22 protein-coding genes are annotated in these 25,512 nt (G+C 66.0%); 15 read left to right on the top strand and 7 right to left on the bottom strand.

Features of this window, described 5'->3' with window-relative positions; genetic code table 11:
• Window positions 1-28: 28 nt before the first annotated feature.
• Together QFZ36_RS16285 and QFZ36_RS16280 are read left to right on the top strand one after the other, a co-directional pair.
• Complete coding sequence (locus tag QFZ36_RS16285; RefSeq protein WP_306637980.1) at window positions 29-778, top strand: dienelactone hydrolase family protein; 750 nt, start codon at window positions 29-31, stop codon at window positions 776-778.
• Between the two features lie 111 nt (window positions 779-889).
• Complete coding sequence (locus QFZ36_RS16280) at window positions 890-1,747, top strand: hydroxymethylpyrimidine/phosphomethylpyrimidine kinase (protein WP_306637978.1); 858 nt, start codon at window positions 890-892, stop codon at window positions 1,745-1,747.
• An 18-nt stretch (window positions 1,748-1,765) separates the two neighbouring features.
• Here the strand turns inward: QFZ36_RS16280 and QFZ36_RS16275 are convergent, their stop codons facing one another.
• A complete protein-coding gene (locus QFZ36_RS16275) occupies window positions 1,766-2,374 on the bottom strand; it encodes a TetR/AcrR family transcriptional regulator (protein WP_306637977.1) in 609 nt (202 codons plus the stop codon).
• A gap of 97 nt (window positions 2,375-2,471) precedes the next feature.
• On the opposite strand from QFZ36_RS16275, the gene QFZ36_RS16270 reads away from it, so the two are divergent.
• Window positions 2,472-2,783: a hypothetical protein gene (locus tag QFZ36_RS16270; RefSeq protein WP_306637976.1), complete on the top strand. Its 312-nt coding sequence runs from the start codon at window positions 2,472-2,474 to the stop codon at window positions 2,781-2,783.
• Between the two features lie 32 nt (window positions 2,784-2,815).
• On the opposite strand, the gene QFZ36_RS16265 is transcribed toward QFZ36_RS16270, so the two are convergent.
• Complete coding sequence (locus tag QFZ36_RS16265) at window positions 2,816-4,057, bottom strand: serpin family protein (protein ID WP_306639249.1); 1,242 nt, start codon at window positions 4,055-4,057, stop codon at window positions 2,816-2,818.
• 234 nt (window positions 4,058-4,291) lie between these two features.
• On the bottom strand, window positions 4,292-5,686 hold the full coding sequence (locus QFZ36_RS16260) for an MFS transporter (RefSeq protein ID WP_306637974.1): 1,395 nt from the start codon (window positions 5,684-5,686) through the stop codon (window positions 4,292-4,294).
• Between the two features lie 328 nt (window positions 5,687-6,014).
• Between QFZ36_RS16260 and QFZ36_RS16255 the strand changes: the two genes are divergently transcribed.
• The 4 genes from QFZ36_RS16255 (at window position 6,015) to QFZ36_RS16240 (ending at window position 9,767) form a co-directional block, all read left to right on the top strand.
• Window positions 6,015-6,683 (top strand): response regulator transcription factor, encoded by a 669-nt coding sequence (locus QFZ36_RS16255; RefSeq protein ID WP_306637973.1) that lies wholly within the window; start codon window positions 6,015-6,017, stop codon window positions 6,681-6,683.
• The gene (locus QFZ36_RS16250) at window positions 6,680-8,134 is read left to right on the top strand and encodes a sensor histidine kinase (protein WP_306637972.1); all 1,455 of its coding nucleotides are present in this window, start codon (window positions 6,680-6,682) and stop codon (window positions 8,132-8,134) included. Before QFZ36_RS16255 ends, QFZ36_RS16250 begins: the two co-directional genes overlap by 4 nt.
• Window positions 8,127-9,155, top strand: coding sequence for a TAXI family TRAP transporter solute-binding subunit (locus QFZ36_RS16245; RefSeq protein WP_306637971.1), 1,029 nt, complete (start codon window positions 8,127-8,129; stop codon window positions 9,153-9,155). The genes QFZ36_RS16250 and QFZ36_RS16245 overlap by 8 nt, the downstream gene beginning before the upstream one ends.
• Window positions 9,156-9,260: 105 nt before the next feature.
• Complete coding sequence (locus QFZ36_RS16240; protein ID WP_306637969.1) at window positions 9,261-9,767, top strand: hypothetical protein; 507 nt, start codon at window positions 9,261-9,263, stop codon at window positions 9,765-9,767.
• A 1-nt stretch (window position 9,768) separates the two neighbouring features.
• Here the strand turns inward: QFZ36_RS16240 and QFZ36_RS16235 are convergent, their stop codons facing one another.
• Complete coding sequence (locus QFZ36_RS16235; protein WP_306637967.1) at window positions 9,769-11,256, bottom strand: XRE family transcriptional regulator; 1,488 nt, start codon at window positions 11,254-11,256, stop codon at window positions 9,769-9,771.
• A 176-nt stretch (window positions 11,257-11,432) separates the two neighbouring features.
• On the opposite strand from QFZ36_RS16235, the gene aceA reads away from it, so the two are divergent.
• Together aceA and aceB are read left to right on the top strand one after the other, a co-directional pair.
• Window positions 11,433-12,776 (top strand): isocitrate lyase, encoded by a 1,344-nt coding sequence (gene aceA / locus QFZ36_RS16230; RefSeq protein WP_306637966.1) that lies wholly within the window; start codon window positions 11,433-11,435, stop codon window positions 12,774-12,776.
• 253 nt (window positions 12,777-13,029) lie between these two features.
• Window positions 13,030-14,682: a malate synthase A gene (gene aceB / locus QFZ36_RS16225; protein WP_306637965.1), complete on the top strand. Its 1,653-nt coding sequence runs from the start codon at window positions 13,030-13,032 to the stop codon at window positions 14,680-14,682.
• Window positions 14,683-14,933: 251 nt separating this feature from the next.
• On the opposite strand, the gene QFZ36_RS16220 is transcribed toward aceB, so the two are convergent.
• The gene (locus tag QFZ36_RS16220) at window positions 14,934-16,130 is read right to left on the bottom strand and encodes an MFS transporter (RefSeq protein ID WP_306637964.1); all 1,197 of its coding nucleotides are present in this window, start codon (window positions 16,128-16,130) and stop codon (window positions 14,934-14,936) included.
• A gap of 138 nt (window positions 16,131-16,268) precedes the next feature.
• Here QFZ36_RS16220 and QFZ36_RS16215 point away from each other — a divergent pair, with 138 nt between their 5' ends.
• On the top strand, window positions 16,269-17,228 hold the full coding sequence (locus tag QFZ36_RS16215) for a D-2-hydroxyacid dehydrogenase family protein (RefSeq protein ID WP_306637962.1): 960 nt from the start codon (window positions 16,269-16,271) through the stop codon (window positions 17,226-17,228).
• Between the two features lie 36 nt (window positions 17,229-17,264).
• Here QFZ36_RS16215 and QFZ36_RS16210 read toward each other — a convergent pair whose 3' ends face one another.
• Window positions 17,265-18,473 (bottom strand): ROK family transcriptional regulator, encoded by a 1,209-nt coding sequence (locus QFZ36_RS16210; protein ID WP_306637960.1) that lies wholly within the window; start codon window positions 18,471-18,473, stop codon window positions 17,265-17,267.
• Between the two features lie 175 nt (window positions 18,474-18,648).
• Here QFZ36_RS16210 and QFZ36_RS16205 point away from each other — a divergent pair, with 175 nt between their 5' ends.
• From QFZ36_RS16205 to QFZ36_RS16185, 5 genes are read left to right on the top strand one after another with little or no spacing between them, the layout of a single operon-like run.
• Window positions 18,649-19,395: a sugar phosphate isomerase/epimerase family protein gene (locus QFZ36_RS16205; protein ID WP_306637959.1), complete on the top strand. Its 747-nt coding sequence runs from the start codon at window positions 18,649-18,651 to the stop codon at window positions 19,393-19,395.
• Window positions 19,392-20,567 carry a Gfo/Idh/MocA family protein gene (locus QFZ36_RS16200; protein ID WP_306637957.1) on the top strand — a complete coding sequence of 392 codons (1,176 nt, stop codon included), beginning with the start codon at window positions 19,392-19,394 and terminating at the stop codon, window positions 20,565-20,567. The genes QFZ36_RS16205 and QFZ36_RS16200 overlap by 4 nt, the downstream gene beginning before the upstream one ends.
• A complete protein-coding gene (locus tag QFZ36_RS16195) occupies window positions 20,564-21,739 on the top strand; it encodes a Gfo/Idh/MocA family protein (protein WP_306637955.1) in 1,176 nt (391 codons plus the stop codon). The genes QFZ36_RS16200 and QFZ36_RS16195 overlap by 4 nt, the downstream gene beginning before the upstream one ends.
• 1 nt (window position 21,740) lies before the next feature.
• Window positions 21,741-22,736, top strand: a complete 996-nt coding sequence (locus QFZ36_RS16190; RefSeq protein WP_306637953.1) for a sugar phosphate isomerase/epimerase family protein — start codon at window positions 21,741-21,743, stop codon at window positions 22,734-22,736.
• A gap of 29 nt (window positions 22,737-22,765) precedes the next feature.
• The gene (locus tag QFZ36_RS16185) at window positions 22,766-23,299 is read left to right on the top strand and encodes a GNAT family N-acetyltransferase (RefSeq protein ID WP_306637951.1); all 534 of its coding nucleotides are present in this window, start codon (window positions 22,766-22,768) and stop codon (window positions 23,297-23,299) included.
• A 51-nt stretch (window positions 23,300-23,350) separates the two neighbouring features.
• On the opposite strand, the gene QFZ36_RS16180 is transcribed toward QFZ36_RS16185, so the two are convergent.
• Window positions 23,351-25,498 (bottom strand): amylo-alpha-1,6-glucosidase, encoded by a 2,148-nt coding sequence (locus QFZ36_RS16180; protein WP_306637949.1) that lies wholly within the window; start codon window positions 25,496-25,498, stop codon window positions 23,351-23,353.
• Between the last annotated feature and the right edge of the window lie 14 nt (window positions 25,499-25,512).

The raw sequence follows: 25,512 nt of genomic DNA, 5'->3' as shown, positions 1-25,512 counted from the left end.
CCCATGCCGGTTCCGATATCCTGAGCGGATGCTCATCGAAATCCCCGCCGCAGCAGGCACCGCCGAAGCCCTGGTGGCCCGTCCGTCCACTGGCACCGGCCCCTTTCCGGGCGTAATCCTCTACATGGACGCGTTCGGCCTGCGCCCCCGCATCCAGGACATGGCCCAGCGGGTGGCCGACTGGGGCTACGTTGTCCTGGCCCCGAACGTCTTTTACCGGGAAGGCAAGGCCGGCGAGCTCGCTCCTGCGGCGGACATGGCCACGGCGGAGGGCAGGGCGGCCGCCGGCAAGGCCGCGTTCCCGCGGGTGGGCCGCCTCACTCCGGACAAAGCCGTGGCTGACATCGATGCGTGGGTCAAGGCGCTTGGGGCGATCGACGGCGCAGCGCCGGGTCCCATCGGTGCCTTCGGCTACTGCATGGGAGCCAGGCTTGCGGTGCGTACCGCCACCGCACGGCCGGACGTGGTGGCGGCGTGTGGCGGTTTCCATGGCGGCGGCCTGGCGACGGACGCCCCGGACAGCCCCCACCTGGCCCTGGGCAACGCCCGCGCCCGGTTTGTGTTCGGCCACGCGGACCATGACCAGAGCATGGCCCCCGACGCCGTCGCCCGGCTGGGTGAGGCGCTCCAGGCTGCGGGCCTTGAAGCATCGAACGAGATCTACCCCGGCGCATCCCACGGCTACTCGATGGCAGACACCTCAGCCTTCCATCCGGAGGCTACGGAGCGTCATTTCCGGGAGCTGCGGGCCCTGCTCGACGCCACACTCAAGGCCTGAAGGCTCCTTGGGCAAGAATTCCGGCCCCGTTGTCGCATTGAACGGGTTCAGGGAAAGGCGCTGTTCAGACACACAAGGCGGGCGGCCGGCGCCGGATGGCAGGATGGTGCCATGACTTCCGTTACCGCCGATGTCCAGTCCCCCGCTGCAGCTCCCGCCGTCGTCCTGACGATCGCCGGTTCCGAAGCCACCGGCGGTGCCGGCGCGCAGGCAGACCTGAAGACCTTCCAGGAGCTGGGGGTCTTTGGCATCGCCAACCTGACCTGCATCGTGTCCTTCAACCCGAACGACAGCTGGAACCACCGCTTTGTGCCGGTGGACCAGCAGGTGATTGCCGACCAGCTGGAGGCGACCACGGCGGCGTACGGCCCGTCGTCCGGCGCGCCCTCCGTGCTGGACACGGTGAAGATCGGCATGCTGGGCAGCCCGGCGACCATCAGCACCGTGGCGGGCGCCCTCGACGGCGGCCAGTTCCGCAACGTGGTCCTGGATCCCGTGTTGATCTGCAAGGGCCAGGAGCCCGGGCACGCGCTGGACACGGACCAGGCGCTCAAGGCGCAGATCCTTCCGCTGGCCACGTTTGTGACACCGAACCATTTCGAGGCCGAGTCCCTGTCCGGCCTGACGATCACGGACGTGGAGTCGCTGAAGGCGGCGGCCGTCCGCATCCACGAAATCAGCGGTGCGGCGGTGCTCGCCAAGGGCGGGGTGCGGCTGGAAGGCCCGGACGCCGTCGACGTTTTCTATGACGGCGAAACCCTCGAGGTGCTGCGCGCGGAGAAGGTGGGCGAGGTGGCCGTGTCCGGTGCCGGCTGCTCCCTCGCAGCCGCCGTGACCGCCGAGCTTGCCAAGGGTGCGGCGCCGCTGGAGGCCGCACGCGCGGCGAAGGCCTTCGTCACCGCCGGAATCCGGAACCGCGTGGCCTCGGGCGCACCGTTCGATGCCCTGTGGCAGGGCGGCCCGCGCTAACCTGTCGGCCGCATTCGCCTACTGACTGGCCGCAGCCGCGGGGGCTTCTGCCAGGAGGGCTTCGGCCGTCAGCATGGCGGTACGGGCAATAAAGGCCCGGCGGCGTTCCAGCCGGTCCGGCGCGGCGCCGGCCAGGAGTGCGTCGATTTGCGGCAGGACGGTCCAGCCGTCGCAGAGCGTCACGATAGTGAGGACCAGGTCCGCTGCATCGGTGCGGTCGATGCCCGGCAGAACCCGGAGCATCTGGTCCACCTTGGCGGCGCAGTGGTCTGCCCGGGTGGCCCGGTCCACGGTGTTGCGGCCGCGCTCCAGCCCTTCCCAGAACAGCAGCCGGGCCAGGGCGCTGTCCTTGGTGTGGCGGTCAAAAAGCTTCGCGGCGTAATCTCCCACGGCCGCGGGGCCGTTGCCCTCGATGGGGACCTCGGTCATGACGCGCACCAGTTCCGCGGCCAGGACGGCGTCGAACAGATCGTCCTTCTTGCCGAAGTACTGGTAGATGCGCTCCTTGTTGACGCCCGCGGCGGCTGCGATCCGGTCCACGCGCGCGCCGGCCAGGCCCTTTTCACTGAATTCCTCCGTGGCGGCAGCCAGCAGCAGCGCTTTGGTTCGTTCAGTATTCCAGGCCATGACGCTATTCTACGCGTTTCCAACTAGGTAGTTGCACTTTGCCGGCTGCAGGTCTAGTCTCGATCCCAACAAAGCAACCGTTTAGTTGGAGATTCCCGTGAACAACACCACCGTTCCCGCCCCCGCCCTCACAACAGCGGCCACCACAGCCGCGGTTCTGTCCGCCCCGCCTGCTCCACCCGCGCCGTCCATCCACGTCCGCGCAGTCATCACCTGGCTTGCCATCTTCCCCCTTGTAGCCGTGGGTATGCTGCTGAGCGCCCCACTGACGGAAGGCTGGCATCCGGTTCTGCGCGCCCTGGCGCTCACCCTCGTGGTGGTTCCGGCTGCCGTGTATGTTGTGCTGCCGCGCCTGTTCGGAGCTTACGGCGGGATCGTCCGGCGCGCTGCTGCAAAGTCCAGCCGCTAACCCTGACAGCGCGGGTCTGCCGCAGCCATCCATCAGCGCGGGTCTGCGACCTTCCCCATAAACAGCGGCAGGCCACTCTCCACATGCACAATCTGGTAGTGGAACGGCCGGTCGAAGGTGATGGACTTTTCGGGCTGGGCCGGGGCACTGGTCACCATGCCGTTGATCTGGGTGACGGCGGCGGCCACCGTTCCCTTCTCGGCCACCGTGATGTTGGCGTCCTGCGCGGCCTGGGTGAGCATCAGGCCCGGCTGGATGGCATCAAAACCGGTCGTCGTCTCCAAGGTTTTGTGGAGGCCCAGTTGCTCGAGGACCGCCCGCACATCAAAGCTGCTCTTGTGGTCCCAGGTGGGCAGCGCCAGTTCGATGACCTCCGGTTCTGCAGTCTCCAAGGCAGCTGACACCCCGGCCAACAGGCCCGCGTTGATGGCGGCAGCAGCGCCGTCGGACTCCTTGGCGGGAAGCACCAGCCGCATCACGAACCCTTCGCCGTACGGCAGGTCCACCGCCTGCCAGCCGGGGCCCTCGGCGAACGCCATGTGCTGCAGGCCATGCATCATGGGCACGGTGACAGTCCCCTGCGCCGTTGCGAACGGTTCATCCGACGTGGCCTCGGCACTGAACGGGACATCCCAGGCCGCGGCAAAATAAACGGTGTTGAGGAGGCTGAAGGTGTTCCTGGTGTCGTACCGGGCCGGCGCCTTCTCAATCCGGCCGCCGGTGTTCCTGTTGACCCAGGCGTCCATGGCCGGCTTGGTGGCTGCCTCGTCGCGGAAGTCCACCGGGTACACGCCGGTGCCGTAGTGCTTCGCCAGCGTCTCCAGGAAGTCGTCACCCGTGGAAACATTCCTGTCCACAAACAACCCGTTCGCGGTATGCATCAGCGGCTTGGCAGGAGGGTTCTCTTCGTCAACGGAGCCCGGGTCACCATCGTATTCTTCCAAGGACGCGAGCAAGGCGTTCATGGCCTCGTCCCGGCCGGCATCAGGGAGCCCGAGCACGGCGTCCATCTCTGCTGCGGCTTCCCCTGAGGCACCGGCCCGCAGCATCGCCAGCGCGAGCAGCAGGCTGCCCGGCGACGCAACCACGTTGCCCTCTCCCCCGCCGGCCAGCAGGGCATCACCCAGCGTGAAGGCGGAAGTCCGGAAGGCAGCGAGTTCCGCGCGGAAGGCGGCCCTGTCCACGGCAGCCCGTTCGACGCCGTCCGCCGTGAGTAGCTCCGGCGGCGCCGGGGCCGCGCAACCCGTCACGGCCAGGACGGCGCCGAACACCATGGTCCGCTGGATACGAATCACTGCAGTTGCCTCCCCCGGCATCACCAGGCGGACACCCGCCTGCATCCAGTGAAACAGCGACGACGGCCAGGGGCGATGCCTGGACGGTCACGCTTTGCATTCATTTGGATCTCGCACCAGGCGCGCAGGATCCCAAGCGAGGTTCTTGCCGGGAAGGGTACGACGGCGGGTGGCCACCCGCCGTCGTACTTCCTCTGTTTCTCCTCGTGGAGGCTAAGCGCCCACGGAGTCCTTTTCCTTGTCGCCGTCCTTGGGCGCCTGCACCCAGGCGTGGCCCTGTTCCTGGTCCAGGTGGGTCGCCTTCTTGTTCTTCAGCGCGAAGATGTAAACCAGCAGCGAGATGGCAATGGCTACCGTGACATACGTGAAGAACAGGTCCACCCGTTCGGCCTTCTGGAAGGCGGAACCGATGAGCGGGACGGTGCCGCCGAACAGGGAGTTGGCGACTGCGTAGCCCAGGCCGACGCCGAGGGCACGGATGGAAGCGGGGAACAGTTCAGCCTTCACCAGGGCGTTGATGGAGGTGTAGCCACCCACGATCAGCAGTCCGCCCATCATGAGCAGGAAGGCGGTGAACGGATCCTTGGTGTTGGACAGGGTGGCGAGCAGCGGCCAGGTGAACAGGACCCCGGTGATGCCGAACCAGAGCAGCAGCGGCTTGCGGCCCACTTTGTCCGAGATGATGCCGTAGACAGGCTGCAGGAGCATAAAGATGAACAGTGCCCAGAAGTTGATCACGGAGGTGTCGGTCTTGGCGATGCCGGACGTATCGTTCATGAACTTCAGGATGAAGTTGGTGTACGTGTAGAACGCCACCGTGCCGCCCAGGGTGACGCCGATGCAGATCAGCAGCGGCTTCCAGTACTGGGTAAACAGCAGCTTCATGGTGCCGGGCTGGGCAACCCCTGCTGCCACTGGCGTTTTCGCCGCCTGTACCTGTTCTTCTGAAACCGTCTCTTCCATTGAACGCCGCAGCCACAGAACCACCAGCGCGGCCACGCCCCCGATAGCGAACGGGATGCGCCAGCCCCACTCGGTGAGCGCGTCCTTGGCAAGGGCGTTCTGCAGGATGACCAGCACCAGCAGGGCCAGCATCTGCCCGCCGATCAGGGTGACGTACTGGAAGCTGGAGAAGAAGCCACGGCGCTTCGACGTTGCGGCCTCTGACATGTAGGTGGCGCTGGTACCGTACTCGCCGCCCACGGAGAACCCCTGGATGAGGCGGATCAGGATGAGCAGGATCAAGGCCCAGACGCCCACCTGCTGGGTGGTGGGCAGGACCGCGATCGCGAAGGAACCGGCAGACATCAGCGTCACGCTGAGGGTCAGTGCTGCCTTGCGGCCCTTCCGGTCCGCGTACCGTCCGAAGAACCAGGCGCCGATGGGCCGCATCAGGAACGACGTCGAGAACACTGCCATCGCTTCCAGGCCGGCCTGGAGGTCATCCTTGGAGTTGAAGAAGTGCGACTGGAAGTAGGCGGCAAAGACGGTGTAGACGTAGAGGTCGTACCACTCCACCAGGTTTCCGGCGGAGCCTTTGAGGATGTTGCTGACTGCCCGGCGCGTCTGCGCTGATTCGCTGACTGCTGCGGTTTGCTGGGTGCTCATCGCTGAACCTTCCTTGGCTGCGCGGCCCCCGCTGTCCGCTCCGGCCTGATTTTTGTGCTGTCCATGGCAGCGTTGCTCATGGTTCCTCCTTGAGGTTGTTCATCCCCCCGCAAAGCTTGAGGACCTTACCCAAGCTATTCGTGAGCCAGGGCACAGCCCAAGCGAAACCCGAATTCCTAACACTTCCTTAGGTTTTCTTTTCTATTGGGGGTTCTGCCGGGTCCCCCGCCACGCGGAGATTCGGGGAAGGGGGTAATCTGCCAAGGGCAGGCACAGCGGTGCGGGGACCCGTGACACCACGCCACTCGAAAAGGAACAGGAACTGGCTATGGATGTGCTCATCGTCGAGGACGACGACGCCATGGCATCCGCCCTCGAAGCGGCGGTAGTTTCTGCCGGGCATACCTCAAGCAGGGTTTCCCGCGGCGCCGACGCCCTCCTCGAGCATCGCCGGTTCGAAGTCATCCTGCTGGACCTGGGCCTTCCTGATATTGACGGCCTCGAGGTCCTGCGGAAGCTGCGCCGGGTGACCCCTGTCCCCATCCTGATCCTCACCGCCCGGGACGACGAACGGAGCGTGGTGCTGGGCCTGCGCTCCGGAGCCGACGACTACCTGGTCAAACCCGTAAAGCTGGTGGAGCTGCTGGCCCGCATTGAGGCGGTGACCCGCCGGGCGGCCAGGTCGCAGGACACCAGGCGGCGGGTCATCACGCTCGGGAAACTGGAAGTGGACCTCGAACGCCGGGTGGCTGTCCTCGATAAGGAAGACCTTCCCCTGACAGCCACGGAATTCGACCTGCTCGCACTCCTGGCGGGCCATGCCGGCTCGGTGGTGACCCGGGAGCAGATCCTGGACTCCCTGTGGGGTGATGCGTTCGTCGCCTCCTCGCGGGCCCTGGATGTGCACCTAACGGGGCTCCGGGCCAAGCTCGGGCTTCCGGGCTTTATCATCAACGTCCGCGGCGTCGGCTATCGCATCGAGGCGGATCCTGCGTGAGGCTCCGTGTCCTCGGGGTCCTGAGCGTCCTGTCCGTCCTCCTGGTCCTCATTGCTTCCAACACCATCCTGGCCTCCGCCGGCAGGGAACTCACGCAGGAACTCCAGATCAACAGGGCTGCCTCCCTCAACCGGCTCGCCCAGGTTGCCTTCGACGCCGGGGCCGACGGCGGCGACGCCACCCAGCTGCAGGCTGAAATGGACAGATACTCCGAGCTCTACGGGGAAGGGGTCCTGATCCGGCTGCAGCAGGGGACCCTGCGCTCCGGCGGCCTCAGCGAAGACCGGGCGGATGTGCGGGATGCCCTGGCCAGGGCCAGCCTTAACCTCAATGACACTGCCCTGGCGCCGCTCCAACCCTTCGGCACAGGCTCGGCTGTAATCTCCCGCTCCTTCGGAAGTGCCAGCCAGGTACTCGGGGCGGCCGTCCTGGACGTCAACCAGGCCGCTGCACGGCAGAAACTGCGCGAGCGCTGGCTCGCCGTCGGACTGGCTGCGGCCGCCCTCGCGGCCATACTCCTGATCGCCGCGGCCCGGGTGACCCGCTGGGTACTGCGCCCGGTTCACCGGCTTAATGCCGCCGTCGCCGAACTCGAAACTACCGGCCGGAGCGGCCGGCTGCCGGAGGAAGGCCCGCCTGAGCTGAGGGAATTAAGCCGCTCCTTCACCGCCATGGCGCACAGTGTCAGCGACAGCATCGAGTCCCAGCGCCAGCTCATTGCTGACACGTCCCATGAGCTCCGCAACCCGGTGGGAGCGCTGCGGCTGCGGATCGACCTGCTGCAACTGGAATTGAAAACAGCTAAGGAGCAGGCCGCTGCTGCCGCCGTTGTCACCGAGCTCGAACGTTTGGAAAAGATCCTTGATGGTGTGCTGAAGCTTGCCGCAGCCGAGTACCGGGCTTTCGAGGACTCCGCAGGCGCCCCGCCCGCCAGGATCTCCGACAAGGACCGCACCCCCCTTGACCCGTTCCCCATCCTGCAGGGAGAAACCGAACGGGCAGAACCCGCTGCACGGCTCGCAGGAGCCTCCATTTTCCTCGAGAACCCGCCCCCACAGCCGGCACTCGTCACCTGCCGCGCTGACGACCTTGCCCAGATGGTTGGTGAACTGCTGAACAACGCCATCAAATACGCCGGCCCCGCCAACATTGCAGTTTCTGTCCGCATGCGGGGCAACACTGTGGTGATAGAAGTCTCCGACGACGGGCCGGGGCTTTCACCCGAGGAACGGTCCGTTGCCACACAGCGGTTTTGGCGCTCACAGCAGCACCGGGCCGTGGGCGGCAACGGCCTGGGCATGACCATCGTGGACAAGCTGGCCGTGGCGAATGGCGGACGTCTTCTACTGGCTGAGGCTCAGCCCCACGGCCTGCTCGCTTGCCTGGAGTTTCCGCGTGCCGCCGAGGTTCGGGCCGGGCACCCTAACGGGCAGGCGGCCTCGCATGAGTGAACTTTCTTACCCTCTGGATGCACCCTCCGTGTCCAGGCGTGGAATCTTCAAGGCCGGTGTTGCAGCCGGGTTGGCCGGGATTCTGCTCCCGGCTCTGGGCGCCTGCACTCCGGAAGACCGGCTGGATTCGCTTGTTGTGGCAGGCGGCGAGCCAGGCGGCTTCTACCTCGAGTTCGCCACCCTGCTTGCCGCCTCGCTTCAGCGCAATGGGGTGGCCCGGCAAGCCACCGCGCTGCCTACCGGCGGCAGCCTGGACAACCTCGAGCACCTCCTCGGCGGGCGGGCCACCTTCGCCGTCGCCCTTGCTGACGCTGCGGCCGAAAGGGCAGCGGCGAAGATCGCATCCGAAGCGGGAATCACAGCCCTCGGGCGGGTCTACGAGAATTATGTCCACTGCGCGGTCCGGCAGGCCGACGGCATCCGCAGCATTGCCGAACTGGCGGGCAGGACGGTGGCCGTGGGTGAGCCGGGGTCCGGTACTTCCCTGACCACACCGCGCCTGCTCGAAGCAGCCCGCCTCACGTCCGTGGCCGCCGGCGCGGGTTCCCCCGGCTCTGGCGGACAGGCGGTTACCGTCTTGAATCTGGGACTGAACGATGGCCTGACAGCACTTCGCGGCGGGTCAGTGGATGCCTTGTTCTGGTCCGGCGGCGTTCCCACTGCCGCCATCGCTGCCGCCCATCACGACGTGGGACTCAGTTTCCTGGATCTCTCCGTACTGCTTCCTTCCCTGCGCACAAGGTACGGCGCCTTCTACGACCGGGTACTGATTCCGGCAGGAGCGTACGAAGGACTTCCCGCAGTGTGGACAGTTGGTGTGACCAACCTGCTGCTGTGCCGAAGCGACCTGGCGGCCGCTACGGTGAAGCGAACCGTGGAGCTTTTGGTGGGCCACGCGGAGGAGCTCATTCCACAGTCCAGCCTGGGTGTCCAGTTCCTCAGCCCGGAATCCCTCATCAACACGGCAGGCCTGCCGCTGCACCCCGCAGCAGCCGCCGCATACCGGGAGCTCCACGGGTAACGTCTTTGCGTTGTCCACATACAGTCCGCCGTCATAGCGGCCGACCGGGTTCCCTCCGTAGCGTCTTGGCTACAGGCAATCGCGGCAACAAAGGTGGGGATCAACGTGGCCAGAAAGAGCGACCGGGAGGCGGGCGATGGAAGCAGTGTCAGGAAGCGTTCCCGGAACCCTGCCCTGAACGTTAAGCCGGAAGTCGCGTTGGCCTCAACCCGCAACATCCGGGAATTGGATTCGCTGACGCCCGCCTTTGTCCGTTGGTACGCCGGGCAACAATACAGGACTGATGTGAGGGTGGTCCTTCAGCACTTGACAGGCTTTTTCCATGATTATCCTGAATCCAACAGAACTGGGCCAATAACTGCGTTGGAGCCGACGGAAGTTGCGCCGAAGGTAGCGACTCTCATTTTGGGCTCTGTCGACGAGGGCGTCATCGCCACCATCTGTCTGCACGAATTTGTGCTGTTTCTCCGGGACTCAGGCCTCTGGACCGGCAGCCAGGAATCTTACCGGGGACTTGATGGCTTCCTGCGTGAGATCATCGTGCTCGACCTGAATTGGGCCCTCCGCAACCCGCAGGCGACAACGGCGGGTATCAGTCGCAAGTCTGGATAGATCAACTCCCCGAGTGCGCCTGCAGGAAGGTGTACACCTCGGTCTCGTCGACGCCGGGGAATGCTCCGGGGGGCATGGCGGCCAGGAGGTGCGAGTGGGCGCGGGCGGACGGCCAGGCGTTCCCGGCCCATTGGGACGTCAAGGATTCAGGCGGGCGTTTGCAGCAGGTGGGATCCGGGCAGTTGGACGTAGCCCGCGCCGTCGTCTCCCGGCCGCGGAACCACTTCACGTGCTGGTACGGCACCCCGATGCTCAATGAAAACTCGCCGCTCGCGGACCGCTCTGTGCGTGCAGTGCACCAGTACGTGCCGGACGGGGTATCCGTGTACTGGCTGTAGGCGCTGAACTTGTCCGGCACGTCGAAGACCGCCCGTGAGGTCCACGCCTTGCACGAGGGCTGCCCCTCGATGGCGCCGGTGTGGTCCTGCGGAAAGGTCACGCCGTCGTTCTCATACGCCTTGTAGATGATTCCGCTCTGGTGCGTCTTCTGGAAATGCGTGGTGATGCCCAGGTGCTTGGTGGCGAGGTTGGTGAAGCGGTGGGCCGCGGTTTCGTAGGACACGGCGAACGCGTCGCGGATATCCTCGACGGCGATTTCCTTGGCGGTTTTGGCTTTTTGCAGAAATTCCACGGTCGCCTGCTCAGGGAGGAGAAGTGCCGCGGCGAAATAATTGGTGGCCACCCGCTGGGCGAGGAAATCGCCGTAGTTCCGGGGCGTCTCATGCCCCAGAACGTAGTGACCCAGGGCCTGCAGCAGTACCGAGCGGGGATCGTGGTCCTGCCGCTGGCTCTGGGTCAGGTAAATTCTGCGGTTCTTCAAATCCGTGACGGAGCGGGTGGAATGCGGCAGATCGCCCACGTGATGAAGGGTAAAACCGAGGTGCTCGGCGATGTCCGCGATCACGTGCTGGCTCAGCGGACCGGTGGTGTAACCCACCTCCTTGAGGACCTTCTGCGCTTCGGCCTCGTACTCCGGAAAATAGTTGCCTCGCTCCCGCATCATCGCCCGCAGTTCACCGTTGGCCCGGCGGGCTTCTTCGGGAGTGGCCACCTGCTCGTTCATCTTGCGTTCCAGCTCCTGCAGCAGCCCCACCTGGGCCTCGAGCACATCGAGCGGAAGCCGCGAGCTGATGCGGATTTTCGGCAGGTTCAGGGATTCATAGAGGGGTCCGCGCTGGTACCGTTCCAGCTCGATTTCCAGGGCGGCGCGGCGGCTGGGAGGTTCAGCCCCGAGCAGCTGATCGATGCTCACGTTGAGTGCGGACGCCAAGTGCTGCAGCAGGCCGAGTTTCGGTTCCCGCTTTCCATTTTCAATCAGGCTCAGCTGGCTCGGGGCTGTCCCGACGGCGGCACTGAGGCCTTCGAGGGTAAGCCCGGCCTGTTTGCGGAGGTGGCGCACGCGGCGGCCAAGTGAGATGACGTCCAGTTCCGCCACCGTCCCCGGCGACGGCGGCTGCAAAACTTCCCTGTTCCAGCTTGAAGGCGACATTTATGAAGAATACGTGAAGAAGTGCATTTCTTTCCATAGTTTTCGTCTAGAAAGCCTGTTGCAAATGCAGAAAAGTGGTGTTCACGGAAAGAAACACCGCACCGGAAGAGCCGGTGGGAACCCCAACGACGTGGTTCCCACCTACCCGATCCGGAGCTCAATCAAGGAGATCAACGATGACTGCAGCATTTGAGCCCACCCAGCAGCCCTCCGGCCATGACGCAACATCGCAGGCCGCCGCCCTGGAGCTCGAATGGGCCGCCAACCCCCGCTGGGAAGGTGTGACCCGGGACTACTCAGCCTCCGACGTCGTCCGTCTCCGCGGCCGCGTCTCCGAAGAACAGACCCTGGCCCGCCGCGGCGCGGAGAAGCTGTGGAAGCAGCTCACCGAAGAGCACAAGACCGGCGGGTACACCAACGCACTTGGCGCCCTCACCGGCAACCAGGCAGTGCAGCAGGTCAAGGCCGGCCTCCGGGCCATCTACCTTTCCGGCTGGCAGGTGGCCGCGGACGCCAACAACTCGGGCCACACCTACCCGGACCAGTCGCTCTACCCGGCCAACTCGGTTCCCACCGTGGTCCGCCGCATCAACAACGCCCTGCTCCGGGCGGACCAGATCGAATTCTCCGAAGGCGTCCAGACCGTCGAGGACTGGCTGGTGCCGATCGTCGCCGACGCCGAGGCCGGCTTCGGCGGCCCCCTGAACGCCTATGAGCTCATGAAATCCATGATCCAGGCTGGTGCCTCCGGTGTTCACTGGGAAGACCAGCTCGCCTCCGAAAAGAAGTGCGGGCACCTCGGCGGCAAGGTCCTGATCCCCACCCAGCAGCACGTGCGCACCCTGAACGCGGCCCGCCTCGCGGCCGACGTCGCCGGCACCCCCACCGTGGTCATCGCCCGCACCGACGCCGAGGCAGCAACCCTGATCACCTCCGACGTCGACGAGCGGGACCAGGAATTCATCCTCCGCGAAGGCGGACAGCCGGTCCGTACCGCGGAGGGCTTCTACAAGGTCCGCAACGGCATCGAACCCTGCATCGCCCGCGCCAAGGCCTACGCCCCCTACTCGGACCTGATCTGGATGGAAACCGGCACCCCGGACCTCGAGCTGGCCCGCAAGTTCGCCGAAGCAGTCAAGGCGGAGTTCCCGGACCAGATGCTCTCCTACAACTGCTCCCCGTCGTTCAACTGGCGTAAGCACCTGGACGACGCCACCATCGCCAAGTTCCAGCGCGAACTCGGCGCCATGGGCTTCACCTTCCAGTTCATCACCCTGGCCGGCTTCCACGCCCTGAACTACTCGATGTTCGACCTCGCCCACGGCTACGCCCGGGAAGGCATGAGCGCCTACGTCGAACTCCAGGAAAAGGAATTCGCATCCGAGTCCCGCGGCTACACCGCAACCAAGCACCAGCGCGAAGTCGGCACCGGCTACTTCGACACCATCTCAACAGCGCTCAACCCCAACGCCTCCACCCTCGCTTTGGTCGGATCGACCGAAGAGGGCCAGTTCCACTAACCACTTCCCGCCCAAGGTGAGCAGTTCGCTTCGCTCACCAAGAGGCACGACGGCGGCACCCAACTGGGCGTATCGCCTAACCGGGAGGGGGAATCCGGAAGCGTGCGTAAAAGGGGCCCTGTCCCCGCCGTCGACCGAGCTCTGCGAGGTCTTACGGCGGCGATGGGGAATAGCACGCGGAGGATTTCCCTTCCCGGCCCACCCAGACAAGTCCCGCCGTCGAACTTCCCTTTTCGTCTTTAAGGAGACTGAGATGAACAGCTTTACTGACAGCTTCACGATCAATGGCATTACTTTGACGGCCCAGCCGATTTGCCGGCAGGACGAGGTTCTGACTCCGGACGCTCTGGCATTTGTGGCCAAGCTGCACCGGGCTACTGCTGGCCGGCGGCAGGAGCTGCTGCAGGGCCGGCGTGCCCGGCGGGCTGACATCGCTGCCGGGGCTGATCCCCGATTCCTGCGGGAGACCGAGGGCATCCGCAATGATCCGTCCTGGCGGGTCGCTCCCCCGGCCCCCGGACTGGAAGACCGCCGGGTGGAAATCACTGGGCCGGTGGACAAGAAGATGACCATCAACGCCATGAACTCCGGGGCGAAGGTATGGCTCGCGGACATGGAGGACTCCTCCACCCCCACCTGGCGCAACGTCATCAAGGGCCAGCTGAACCTCACCGACGCGCTGGAACGCCGGATCGACTTCACCAGCCCCGAGGGCAAGGAATACAAGCTCCGCCCCGCCGGTGAACTGCCCACCATCGTGGTCCGGCCCCGCGGCTGGCACCTGCCCGAGAAGCACATGCTGATCGACGGCCAGCCAATCGCCGGCGGGATCGTCGACTTCGGCCTGTACTTCTTCCACAACGCCCGCCGCCTCCTGGCCCAGGGCAAGGGCCCGTACTTCTACCTGCCCAAGATCGAAAACCACCTCGAAGCACGGCTCTGGAACGACATCTTCATCCTCGCCCAGGACCTGCTCGGCATCCCGCAGGGGACCATCCGCGCCACCGTGCTGATCGAAACCATCACCGCAGCCTTCGAAATGGAAGAAATCCTCTACGAACTGCGCGACCACGCCGCCGGCCTGAACGCCGGCCGCTGGGACTACATCTTCTCCCTCATCAAGAACTTCCGAACCCGCGGCCCCCGCTTCGTCCTGCCGGACCGCGGCCAGGTGACCATGACCGCCCCGTTCATGCGCGCCTACACGGAACAACTCGTCCGGGCCTGCCACAAGCGCGGCGCCATGGCCATCGGCGGCATGGCAGCAGCAGTCCCCAACCGCAAAGACCCCGAAGCGAACGCCAATGCCTTCGAGAAGGTCCGCGCCGACAAGACCCGCGAGGCCAACGACGGGTTCGACGGGTCCTGGGTGGCCCACCCCGACCTGGTGCCCGTTGCCCGCGAGGTGTTCGACTCCATCCTCGGCGAAAAGCCCAACCAGCTGGACCGCACCCGCGACGACGTCACCCCGGACGACAGGGCGCTGATTAACGTGGCCGCCACCGAAGGCACCATCACCGAACAAGGCATCAGGAACAACATCGAGGTCGGGATCCGCTACATTGAATCGTGGCTCCGCGGCAACGGCGCCGTAGCGATCCACAACCTCATGGAAGACGCCGCCACCGCAGAAATCTCCCGCTCCCAGCTCTGGCAGTGGATCTACGCCCAGGCCATCACCGACCGCGGTGAAATCATCACCCACCACTGGATCGAAGAGCTCCTGGACGAGGAATTCGCACGGCTCGAACGCTTCGACGGCGACCGCTTCGAAGACGCCCGCGACATCTTCGAAGAAGTCACGCTGAGCCAGGACTTCCCGTCCTTCCTCACCCTCCCCGCCTACGCCCGCTACCTCACCGAAGCCCGTGAAAAGGCCACCGTGGAGGAACTGGCCGCGGCCTGATCAACCAGGAAAAGAAAAAACTTCCGTCCGCCGGGCCGGCACGCCCTTACGCAACAGGCACCTCCGAAATCCGGAGGGCCGGCCCGGCGACGGAGCACCCTCTGGGGAGGTCCGGTGCCGACGACCCCAACCGGTTTGGCACCCGGACGCTCTCTCACTTAACGCAAGAAATCCAGGGACGCTCTCTCACTTTCCAGAAGAAAGTGAGAGAGCGTCGGTCGTTAAGCCGCATTAAGTGAGAGAGCGTCCGGCTAGCGCCCCTTCGGCACCCGCCGCACGGAGAGGGTGGCGCTGAGGAAGAACGTCAGCACCGACGCCAGGATGACCAGCAGGGCCGGCGTCCAGGAACCCGAAACATCGTGCACAAAGCCCACCAGCGGAGGCGCCACAGCGCCGAAGCAATAGCCCAAACCCTGGACGGTGGCGGACATCCGGCCGGCGGAAACCTGGTCCCGGGCGAGTTTGATGATGGCGATGAAGATCAGCGTGATCCCGCCGCCCTGGGCAACGCCGCCGAAGACGGACCACAGCCACCAGAGCTCGGGAACCAGCAGGAGGCCGGCCGGCACGGTCGTCCACAACACGCCCAGGGTGACCGCCGCCGCCGTCGTACTGAAATACTTGGCCGCAAACGGCACACCCAGCCCGCCCACGATCGCGAACACCTGGAACAGCGAGGAGCCGGCCCCCGCCGCCGAAGCGGACATCCCGAGTTCGTCGTTGAGGTAGCTGGGCAGCCATGCCGTGACGGCGTAGTAGGAGAATGCCTGGCCCGCGAAGGCCGCAGTGAGCCCGGCAGTGGTCCAGGCCGAACCGGCAGGAGCCGCCGGCCGCTGCCCGTCCGGCACCGGAGCGGCGGACGGCACGAACGCAGCACGGAGTCCGATGGCGAGCACCCAGCACACGATGGCCGCGACCGCCAGCAGCGCAGTGGACGCGAGCGCGAGCTGCCACCCTGCGAGCTCGGCCAACGGCGCAGTGATCATCGAGGTCAGGAATGACCCGACGTTCAGGGCAGCCGTATAGACACCCATCGCGGTACCCTGCCGCAGCGGCGGGAAGTCGCGGCGGATAATGAGGGGCACGGCGATGTTGCCGATGGTGATGGCCAGGCCGATCACCACGGTGCCGGCGAGAACCAAGGCCGGGCCGCCGGCGGACCGGATGATGACGCCTGACAGCACGCCCAGGATAGTGAGGGTCACGGCGAATTCGGCACCGAAGCCCCGGGCCGCCAGCGAGGCAAGGGGTGCCGCCAGCGCGAAGCACAGCACCGGAATGCTCGTGAGCAGGCCCAGCACCACCGGCGAAAACCCGAGGTCCGCCTGCATTACGTCCACCACGGGGGCTACGGCCACGAACGGGCCCCGCAGGTTCAGCGCCAGCAGCCCGATACAGGCCAGCAGGATCCAGCTCTTCGGAATCCGGGCGGGGAACCGGCCGCTCACCAGCAGGGCAAGGGGGTTGAATCTTTTTTCATCACCCTCATTGCTATCACGGCCTCTATGCATGGCAGTCCCGGGAGGCCGCGCCGTCCTGCCATACGATGAACATCACTGCCGCAGAACGGGACAAAGGACACAGACATGCAGCAACGGCTTGCCATCCTTGATGATTACCAGGGCGTGGCGCACGGATTCGCCGACTGGTCCTCCCTGGAGGCCGACGGCGTCACGGTCACCACGTACCGTGAGCCGTTCGGTTCGCCCGATGCACTGGAGTCCGCCCTGGCCGATGCGACGATCATCGTTGCCATGCGGGAGCGGACTGCCTTTCCCCGCGGGGTGCTCGAAAAACTCCCGGCCCTTCGGCTCCTTGTCACCACCGGAATGGCGAACGCCTCCATCGACGTTGAGGCCGCGGACGACCTTGGCATCACTGTCTGCGGCACGCCGGGGTCCCCCACCGCCGCCCCGGAACTCTCGTGGGCCCTGCTCCTGGCCATCGCCCGCAACATCCCTGCCGAGGACAGTTCCCTCCGCGCCGGTTCCTGGCAGAGCACGGTGGGGTTCGAACTGGCCGGCAAGACCCTCGGGGTGGTGGGCCTGGGCAAGATCGGCCGCAGGATGGCCGCCTACGGCCAGGCCTTCGGCATGGACGTACTCGCGTGGAGCCAGAACCTGACCGATGAGGCCGCCGCCGGGGCAGGGGTGCGGAAGGTGTCCAAGGAGGAGCTCTTTCGAAATTCCGACGTCGCCACCCTCCATCTGCGCCTGTCTCCCCGTTCGGAGGGCATCGTGGGCGAGCCGGAGCTGAAACTCCTGGGCCCCAACGGCATTCTGGTGAACACCGCGCGCGGGCCGTTGGTGGACCAGGACGCCCTGGTGCGGGCGCTGACGGAAGGCTGGATCGCAGGAGCCGCGCTGGACGTCTTCGACCACGAACCCCTCCCGGCAGGCCACCCCCTCCTCACCGCGCCCAACACGGTGCTGTCCCCGCACCTGGGCTATGTGACGCGGGAGAGCTACCGGGAGTTTTACGGCGGGGCGCTGGAGGACGTTAAGGCCTGGTTGGCCGGCGAGCCGCTGCGGGTCATTTCAGCCTAGGAACCCAGCCTCCCAGAGCCTGGAAGTTGCGGGGCGCTAGCCGGTTGCCTGAAGGGTTGCCTCAACCGCAGCCGGAGACAGCACGTGCTGCGTCACCATCTGGCTGGCGCCCAGAATCGCAGCCCGGTCGCCGGCCATCGAAAGGGCGATCCTCAGGTGGGCTGTGGCCAGGGGCAGCGAGCGCCGGTACACCACTTCACGCACCCCGGCCATCAGGTGCTCCCCCGCCTGGCCCAGGCTCCCGCCGATCACAATGACCGACGGGTTGAGCAGGTTGACCACCGTGGCCAGGACGTCCCCCACGTCCCGCCCGGCCTGGCGCAACACCTGGATCGCCTGCCGGTTCCCCTGGGCCACCAGCCGCAGCACGTCGCTGCCCCTGGCCGCCGGTACTCCCAGCCGGTCCAGTTCCGCGGCCAGGGCCGGGCCGGAGGCCAACGCCTCCAGGCAGCCGTAGTTGCCGCACCGGCACAGCACGTCGTCGCCGCGCGGGACCCGCACGTGGCCAAGATCGCCGGCAGTGCCGTTGGCGCCGCGCTGCAGCATCCCGCTGCTGATGATCCCGGACCCCACCCCGGTGGCCACCTTGATGAACAGGAAATTCTCGTGCTCCCGCCAGTGCGCGGTCCGTTCCCCCAGCGCCATGATGTTCACGTCGTTGTCCACCAGCACGGGAACCGGCAGCGAGCGCTGGACGTAAGCGACGACGTCGAACCCGTCCCAGCCCGGCATGATGGGCGGCTTAACAGGCCGTCCTGTGGCGTGCTCCACGGGCCCCGGCAGGCCGATGCCCACTCCGGCGACGTCGTCCACCGGGCGTCCTGCCTTGGCCAGGAGCAGCAGGCCTTCCCTCACCACGCGGTCCAGCACGGCTTCGGGCCCGTCCGCCACGTCCTGCGCAAGGCGCTGCTCGGCGAGGACCTCGCCGTTAAGGTCCGTGACGGCGACGATCACGTGCGTGGCCCCCACATCCACGGCCAGCACCACACGCACGGCAGGATTGAAGGCAAAGCGCGACGGCGGCCTTCCGCCGCTTGAGCTGGCCTCCCCCGCGGGGCCCACCAGTCCGGAGGCTATCAGGGCATCGATCCGGGACGCCACGGTGGACCGCGCCAGCCCTGTGGTCAGGGCGAGCTCAGCGCGGGTGCGGGCCTTGCCGTCCCGGAGCAGTTGGAACAGCACGCCGGCTCCGCCCTGGGCCAGGGCGGGCTCGGGCGAAGCGCTGATGCCTGCGGTCTTGGTCATAGGACATGGATAGCACGGCCACTTCTGTATGTCACGCCGACAACTTTTGCTTGACGTGCAGCAAAAGTCATCCTAGCGTTGCAGTAGCCGAAGAATTGTGGCCAAGCCCACTCCCCCGTCCGAATCCGGATACAGAGCCGCGTCCGGAACCGACTCCAGAAACCAGGAGAGTTCAATGTCCTACTCGCTCCAGCTCTACACGTTGCGGAACGCCATCCAGGAAGACCTGCCCGGAACCATTCGGAAAGTCGCAGACATCGGCTTCACCCAGGTGGAGCCGTACAACTTTGTTGCCACGGCACAGGAACTTGGTGAGGCGCTGCGCGAAAACGGCCTGACCGCGCCGTCCGGCCATGCCCCGCTGCTGGGCCAGGACCAGGACCGGATCTTCACCGCTGCCAGGGAACTGGGCATCACTACCGTCATCGAACCGTTCATTCCGGCCGATCGCTGGCAGAGCGCTGAAGACGTGCAGGCCACCGCCGCCCAACTAAACGAGGCGGCAAAGAAGGGCGCCGGATACGGCATCCGCGTGGGATACCACAACCACCAGTGGGAGCTGGAGTCCCGCATCGAGGGCCGCACGGCGCTGGAGTACTTTGCAGACCTGCTGGACCCTGAACTGGTCCTTGAAGTGGACACCTACTGGGTTGCCGTGGGCGGCCAGGACCCTGTGGACATCCTGGGCAAGCTGGGGACCCGGGTTAAGTTCATCCACATCAAGGACGGGCCCCTCACTACCAACACCAAAGCCCAGCTGCCTGCAGGCCAGGGCAAGGTGGCCGTCCTGGACGTCATCGCGGCGGCTAAATCGCTCGAAGTGGGCGTGGTGGAGTTTGACGACTATGACGGCGACATCTTCGAGGGCATCAACGAGAGCCTTTCGTTCCTGACTGCATCGGGTGAAGGAATCAAGGCATGAGCACCCCTGCACCGGCAAATACTGCACCGGCAAGCTCAGCATCCTTCCATGGGGCAACGGGCAAAGGCCCGGTAGGCGTTGCCGTCATCGGCGCCGGAAACATCAGCAAGCAATACCTGGATAACCTCACGGTCTTCCCGGACCTCAAGGTCCACGTCATCGCGGACCTGTTCGAGGAAGCCGCGGCAGCCCGGGCCAAGGAATATGGCATTCCCGAGTGGGGCGGGGTGGACAAGGCACTGAACCACCCCGACGTCGAGATCATCGTCAACCTGACCATCCCGGCCGCGCACGTTGAAGTAGCCACTGCCGCGGTCAACGCCGGGAAACACGTCTGGACCGAAAAGCCCTTCTCCCTGGACCGTGAATCCGGGCTGGGTCTGCTCAAAACCGCCGACGCCGCAGGGCTCCGCCTGGGCTGCGCACCCGACACCTTCCTCGGCGCAGGCCTGCAGACGGCCCTGCGGATGATCCGGCGCGGCGACATCGGCACTCCGCTGACGGCCATGACCACCTTCCAGACCCCCGGCCCGGAATCCTGGCACCCCAACCCGGCGTTCCTCTTCCAGCACGGCGCCGGCCCGCTGTTCGACATGGGCCCCTATTACCTGACCACGCTCATCCAGGCTTTCGGCTCCATCCGCAAGGTGGCCGCCGTCGGGTCCAAGTCCAAAGACGTCCGCGTGATCGGTTCCGGACCCAAAGCCGGCGAAGAGTTCACGGTGGAGGTCCCCACCCACGTGTCCGCCATGGCCCAGTTCGAGTCCGGCGCGTCCTCCCACAGCGTCTTCTCCTTCGAGTCCCCGCGCGCCCGGATGGGCTTCGTGGAAATCGCCGGCACCGAGGCCACCATCTCGCTGCCGGACCCCAACTATTTCGACGGCGATATCAAGCTGTGGCGGGCAGGCGATGAGGACTGGACCACCATCCCGGCCACCGGCCCTGCGAACGGCCGGGGCATGGGAGTCCTGGACATGGCCCGCTCCATCCGCGCCGGCGTCCCCCACCGTGCCACCGGAGAACTCGCCTACCACGTTCTGGACGCCATGGTCTCCATCAACGAGTCCATGGAATCCGGGACCTTCGTGGACGTAGCCAGCAACGCACCCATTTCGCAGCCCATCCCCGAAGACTGGGCCCCCGAAGCCTTGACGCTAGGAGAAGGCGCATGAGCAACGAACCAATCCAGCGGCCCCTGGGCGTAGCGATGATCGGGTATGCCTTTATGGGCAAAGCGCACTCGAACGCGTGGCGGAACGTTGCCAGCTATTTCGACGTCCCCGCGCTTGAGCAGAAGGTCCTGGTGGGCCGGGACGCCGCCGCCGTTTCGGAAGCCGCCGCGAAGTACGGGTGGCAGGAAACCGCTACGGACTGGCGCTCTGTCCTGGACCGCGACGACATCCATATTGTTGACATCTGCGCGCCTGGCTGGATGCACGCCGAGATCGCCATCGCCGCCCTCGAAGCCGGCAAGCATGTGCTGCTGGAAAAGCCGCTCGCCAACACCCTGGCCGAAGCCGAAGCCATGACCGCTGCAGCCCGCGCCGCCCGGGCCAAGGGCGTGCAGTCGATGGTGGGCTTCAACTACCGCCGCGTCCCGGCGCTGGCCCTCGCGAAGGAACTGGCCAGCGAGGGCAGGCTCGGGACTGTCCGTCAGGTCCGCGCCGCCTACCTGCAAGACTGGCTGGCCGACGAGTCCGCACCGATGACATGGCGGTCAAAGAAGGAGACCGCCGGGTCCGGGGCGTTGGGTGACATCGCATCCCACGCCATCGACCAGGTCCTCTTCCTGCTCGGCGACCAGGTCACGGAAGTCTCGGCCCGGCTGCAGACGTTCGTGGACCAGCGGCCGGGTGCCGAAGGCCTGGAAGACGTCACGGTCGACGACGCCGCCTGGGCAACGCTGACCCTCGCCTCAGGAGCAATCGCCTCAGTGGAAGCCTCCCGGGTGGCCACCGGGCGGAAGAACTCCCTGCAGATCGAGATCTACGGCGACAAGGGCGCCCTCCGCTTCGACCTTGAGAACCTCAATGAACTTCAGTTCCTGGACGCTACTGCGCCAGCCCGCGAGCAGGGCTTCCGCCGGATCGTGGTCACCGAACCGGAGCACCCGTACCTGGACGCGTGGTGGCCGCAGGGCCACATCATCGGCTGGGAGCACACCTTCACGCACGAAATCCGGGACTTCCTGCTGGCCATCGACGGCGGGACAGAGCCGTCGCCGTCGTTCGAAGACGGACTGGAAGTCCAGCGCATCCTGGCCGCAGTGGAGGAATCCGCTGCCGCTAAAAGTGCCCTCATCCAGCTGTCCACCGCTGCCAATGCACTGACTGAAGGAGCCTGACATGCCCCGCCCGTACACCCTGTTCACCGGCCAGTGGGCTGACCTGCCGTTCGAGGAAGTGGCCCGCCTGGCCTCCGGCTGGGGCTACGACGGCCTGGAAATCGCCGTCTCCGGCGACCACCTGGACGCTTGGCGCTGGGACGAACCCGGCTACGTCGAGTCCAAACTCGCCATCCTCAACGAGTACAACCTCAAGGTCTGGGCCATCTCCAACCACCTCAAGGGCCAGGCCGTCTGCGATGACCCCATCGACTTCCGCCACGAAGCCATCGTCGGCGCCAAGGTTTGGGGCGACGGCGACCCCGAAGGTGTCCGCCAAAGGGCCGCCGAGGAACTGAAACACACCGCCCGGCTCGCCAAGGCACTGGGCGTGGACACCGTCGTCGGCTTCACCGGATCTTCCATCTGGCAGTACGTGGCCATGTTCCCGCCGGTCCCCGAAAAGGTCATCGAGGCCGGCTACCAGGACTTCGCCGACCGCTGGAACCCCATCCTGGACGTCTTCGACGAATGCGGCGTCCGCTTCGCCCACGAAGTCCACCCCTCCGAAATCGCCTACGACTACTGGACCACCGTCCGCACCCTCGAAGCGATCGGCCACCGTGAAGCGTTCGGCCTGAACTGGGACCCGTCCCACATGATGTGGCAGGGCATCGACCCCGTCTCCTTCATTTGGGATTTCAAGGACCGGATCTACCACGTGGACTGCAAGGACACCAAGATCCGCCAGACCGGCCGGAACACCGTGATGGGCTCCCACCTCGCCTGGGGCGACCCCCGCCGGGGCTGGGACTTCGTCTCCGCCGGCCGCGGCGACGTGCCCTGGGAAGCGTCCTTCCGGGCCCTGACCGCGATCGGCTACGACGGGCCCATTTCGGTGGAATGGGAAGACGCCGGCATGGACCGCCTCCACGGCGCCCCCGAAGCCCTGGCAGCCCTCAAAAAGTTCGACTTCCCGCCGTCGAACACCTCCTTCGACGCCGCCTTTAAGCAGTAACTGCGAAAGTGCACACGTAGAATCCCTGCATGCCGCATTCCATCCGTACAGCAACAACGGACGACGCCGGGGCCCTGGCTGCCCTGGCGGCCGTCACCTTTCCGCTGGCGTGCCCGCCGTCGGCCTCGCCGGAGGATATTGCCGCCCACCTTGCGAGCACGCTCAGTGACCGGCACTTCCAGGCGTACCTCGCCGACCCCGACGTGACGGTCCTGGTCATTGACGCCGAGGGCGGCCTCCGCGGGTACAGCCTGCTGGTAAACCGGCCCGCCACCGACCCGGACGTTGTCTCCGCCCTGGAAATCCTGCCGTCGGTGGAGCTCAGCAAGTGCTACGTGCACCCCGGACACCACGGGCTCGGTGCCGCTGCCGAACTGATGAATGCCAGCCTTGCAGCGGCTGCCGGGTCCGGCGGGAAGGGCGTCTGGCTGGGAGTCAACAGCCAGAATGCCCGGGCCATCCGTTTCTACGAGAAGTCCGGGTTCCGGAAGGTGGGCACCAAGTCTTTCCGGCTGGGCAGCACCGTGGAGCATGACTTCGTACTGGAACGCGCCGTCCCCTGACCGGGCACCAGACGGCGTGACATCGAACGGGTGCCGGCAGACGGGGTGCCATCAAACGTGCTGATGGGCCTTTGGCGAGTAGGCCAGGGGCGGACGTGGCTCTGATAGGAGTTTGAGGCCAGGCGGGAGCCCATCGATGCTGCCGCCCGTCCCGTGGGCCCTGATGGTAATGCGGGAGGAGTCGATCAGCACGTTCGCGGCCTCGAAGTCGCCCATGTCCTCGGGGAGGATCGGCGCCAGGTGCACCACTCCGTGGGTATAGACGGGGTCGAAACGGAGGAGCACACGCATCAGCTGCACCGGCGCCGCCGCCGCCCAGGCCTGGGGCGAGCACGCGGTGGGGTACGGCACGGGTCCGGGGAACTCGCCGCGGTCGAAACCGCAAAACAGTTCCGGCAGCCGGCCGTCAAAGTGCTCGGCGGCGTCAATAAGGCCGGAGGCAAGCCGCCGGGCCTCCTCCACAAATCCGTAGCGCATCAGCCCTGTTGCCACCAGCGCCGAGTCGTGCGGCCAGACCGAGCCGTTGTGGTAACTCACGGGGTTGTAGGCGCCCATGTCCGAACCCAGGGTGCGGATGCCCCACCCGGTGAACATCTGCGGCGACATCAGATGCTCCACCACCGCGGGCGCCTTGTCCTCGTCCACGATGCCCGTCCAGAGGCAATGGCCCATGTTCGAGGCACAGGCGTCCACTGCCCGCTTGTCCTTGTCCAGGGCAACCGCGAAATAGCCTTTGTCCGGCAACCAGAACTTCTCGTTGAAGGCAGCCTTCAGGGTGGCGGCCTTGTCAGCCCAATGCTGTTCCAAAGCCACGTCACCGTCCCAGCGCGCCAACAGCGACCGGCCGATATAGGCGGAGTAGACATAGGCCTGCACTTCGCACAGGGCTATTGGGGCTTCCGCAATGGTGCCGTCGGCAAAGTTGATGCCGTCCCACGAGTCTTTCCAGCCCTGGTTAACCAGCCCGTGGTCGTTGGGCCTCTGGTACTCCACAAATCCGTCGCCGTCACGGTCACCGTAATTTTCAATCCAGTCGAGGGCACGGTCCGCGTGCGGAAGCAGCGGGTGGATAATCTCCCGCGAGAGGCCCCAGCGGCTGAGCTCGCCCAGGACACCCACGAACAACGGAGTGGCATCGGCCGTGCCGTAATAGGCTGTGCCGCCAAGCGACAGCCCCGCTGTGACGCCCAGCCTCACCTCATGGGGAATGCGTCCCGGTTCTTCCTCGGAGTCCGGGTCCACCTTGGTTCCCTGCAGCCCGGCCAGGGTCTGCAGCGTGCCGGCCGCCAGGTTCGGGCTCACCAGCAGGCTCATGTAGGACGAGAGCAGCGAGTCCCGGCCGAACAGGGCCATAAACCACGGGGCCCCGGCTGCCACGGCCACCCGGCCCGGATGGTGCTCGTCGAAGATCCGCAGGGAGCCCAGATCGCTCTGGCTCCGGTTCAGCACTTCCTGCAGGTTACTGTCCGCCACGGTAACCCGCGGGACGTTTTCCTCCCAGGCCCGGTGCCGGCGTACGCCTTCGCGGTGGCGGGGAGGCCGGCCCTCCGTGAAGGGATCCGCGGGCGCCTGGCCGTTGACCAGCGGCACCACAATCACGCTGGTGGCCCACTTGCCCCGGGCAGGCACCGTGGCCTTGAAACGGAGACCGTCGGCGCCTGCCTCGGCACCCTGCGCCCTGATTGACGTTCCCCGCCGCTGGCCGTGGCGGGCAGCTTCGATGACGAGCCTGCCGTCCACTACGGCACGGGTGGCCTCAGCACCGAGTGTGGTCCGGCCGCCCTTGACGTCGAAGAGATCTGCCTGGTCGGCGTCCACGAGCAGTTCGATATCGCAATCCACCGGCTCGGCCGAATAGTTTTCAAGGATGATGTCGTCCTGCAGGCCCGGGCCGATGTGGCGGATCTGCCGTACCACCAGCGGGCTGTCGAACCTGCCGTCCGGCCATTTGGCCCGGCCAACAAAGGTGGCTCCGAACGGCTGCGGCTTCTGGGCCACCAGGGGCTCCCGCAGGGACCCGTTGATCCGGAGGACCCAGCGGGAGATGATGCGGGTGTCCTGGAAGAATGTCCCGTTCGTGCCGCCGTCGGAACTGATGTCACCCGTTTCGGACGAGATGCAGAACGAGGACCCTTCCACGATGGTGACCGAACCTGACTCAGATGCGCCGGCTTCAGTATCAGCGTTCCATGCGGTCACGGACGCACTCCTTC

It is taken from the genome of Pseudarthrobacter siccitolerans (assembly GCF_030823375.1).
GTDB lineage: Bacteria > Actinomycetota > Actinomycetes > Actinomycetales > Micrococcaceae > Arthrobacter > Arthrobacter siccitolerans_A.
This window is presented reverse-complemented; position numbering and strand designations above follow the sequence as displayed.

Coding starts and splice junctions, on each gene's coding strand:
- QFZ36_RS16285 (WP_306637980.1), top strand. CDS start 29: ATGCTCATCGAAATCCCCGCCGCAGCAGGCACCGCCGAAGCCCTGGTG.
- QFZ36_RS16280 (WP_306637978.1), top strand. CDS start 890: ATGACTTCCGTTACCGCCGATGTCCAGTCCCCCGCTGCAGCTCCCGCC.
- QFZ36_RS16275 (WP_306637977.1), bottom strand. CDS start 2,374: ATGGCCTGGAATACTGAACGAACCAAAGCGCTGCTGCTGGCTGCCGCC.
- QFZ36_RS16265 (WP_306639249.1), bottom strand. CDS start 4,057: ATGGTGTTCGGCGCCGTCCTGGCCGTGACGGGTTGCGCGGCCCCGGCG.
- QFZ36_RS16260 (WP_306637974.1), bottom strand. CDS start 5,686: ATGAGCACCCAGCAAACCGCAGCAGTCAGCGAATCAGCGCAGACGCGC.
- QFZ36_RS16255 (WP_306637973.1), top strand. CDS start 6,015: ATGGATGTGCTCATCGTCGAGGACGACGACGCCATGGCATCCGCCCTC.
- QFZ36_RS16245 (WP_306637971.1), top strand. CDS start 8,127: ATGAGTGAACTTTCTTACCCTCTGGATGCACCCTCCGTGTCCAGGCGT.
- QFZ36_RS16235 (WP_306637967.1), bottom strand. CDS start 11,256: ATGTCGCCTTCAAGCTGGAACAGGGAAGTTTTGCAGCCGCCGTCGCCG.
- aceA (WP_306637966.1), top strand. CDS start 11,433: ATGACTGCAGCATTTGAGCCCACCCAGCAGCCCTCCGGCCATGACGCA.
- aceB (WP_306637965.1), top strand. CDS start 13,030: ATGAACAGCTTTACTGACAGCTTCACGATCAATGGCATTACTTTGACG.
- QFZ36_RS16215 (WP_306637962.1), top strand. CDS start 16,269: ATGCAGCAACGGCTTGCCATCCTTGATGATTACCAGGGCGTGGCGCAC.
- QFZ36_RS16210 (WP_306637960.1), bottom strand. CDS start 18,473: ATGACCAAGACCGCAGGCATCAGCGCTTCGCCCGAGCCCGCCCTGGCC.
- QFZ36_RS16205 (WP_306637959.1), top strand. CDS start 18,649: ATGTCCTACTCGCTCCAGCTCTACACGTTGCGGAACGCCATCCAGGAA.
- QFZ36_RS16200 (WP_306637957.1), top strand. CDS start 19,392: ATGAGCACCCCTGCACCGGCAAATACTGCACCGGCAAGCTCAGCATCC.
- QFZ36_RS16195 (WP_306637955.1), top strand. CDS start 20,564: ATGAGCAACGAACCAATCCAGCGGCCCCTGGGCGTAGCGATGATCGGG.
- QFZ36_RS16190 (WP_306637953.1), top strand. CDS start 21,741: ATGCCCCGCCCGTACACCCTGTTCACCGGCCAGTGGGCTGACCTGCCG.
- QFZ36_RS16185 (WP_306637951.1), top strand. CDS start 22,766: ATGCCGCATTCCATCCGTACAGCAACAACGGACGACGCCGGGGCCCTG.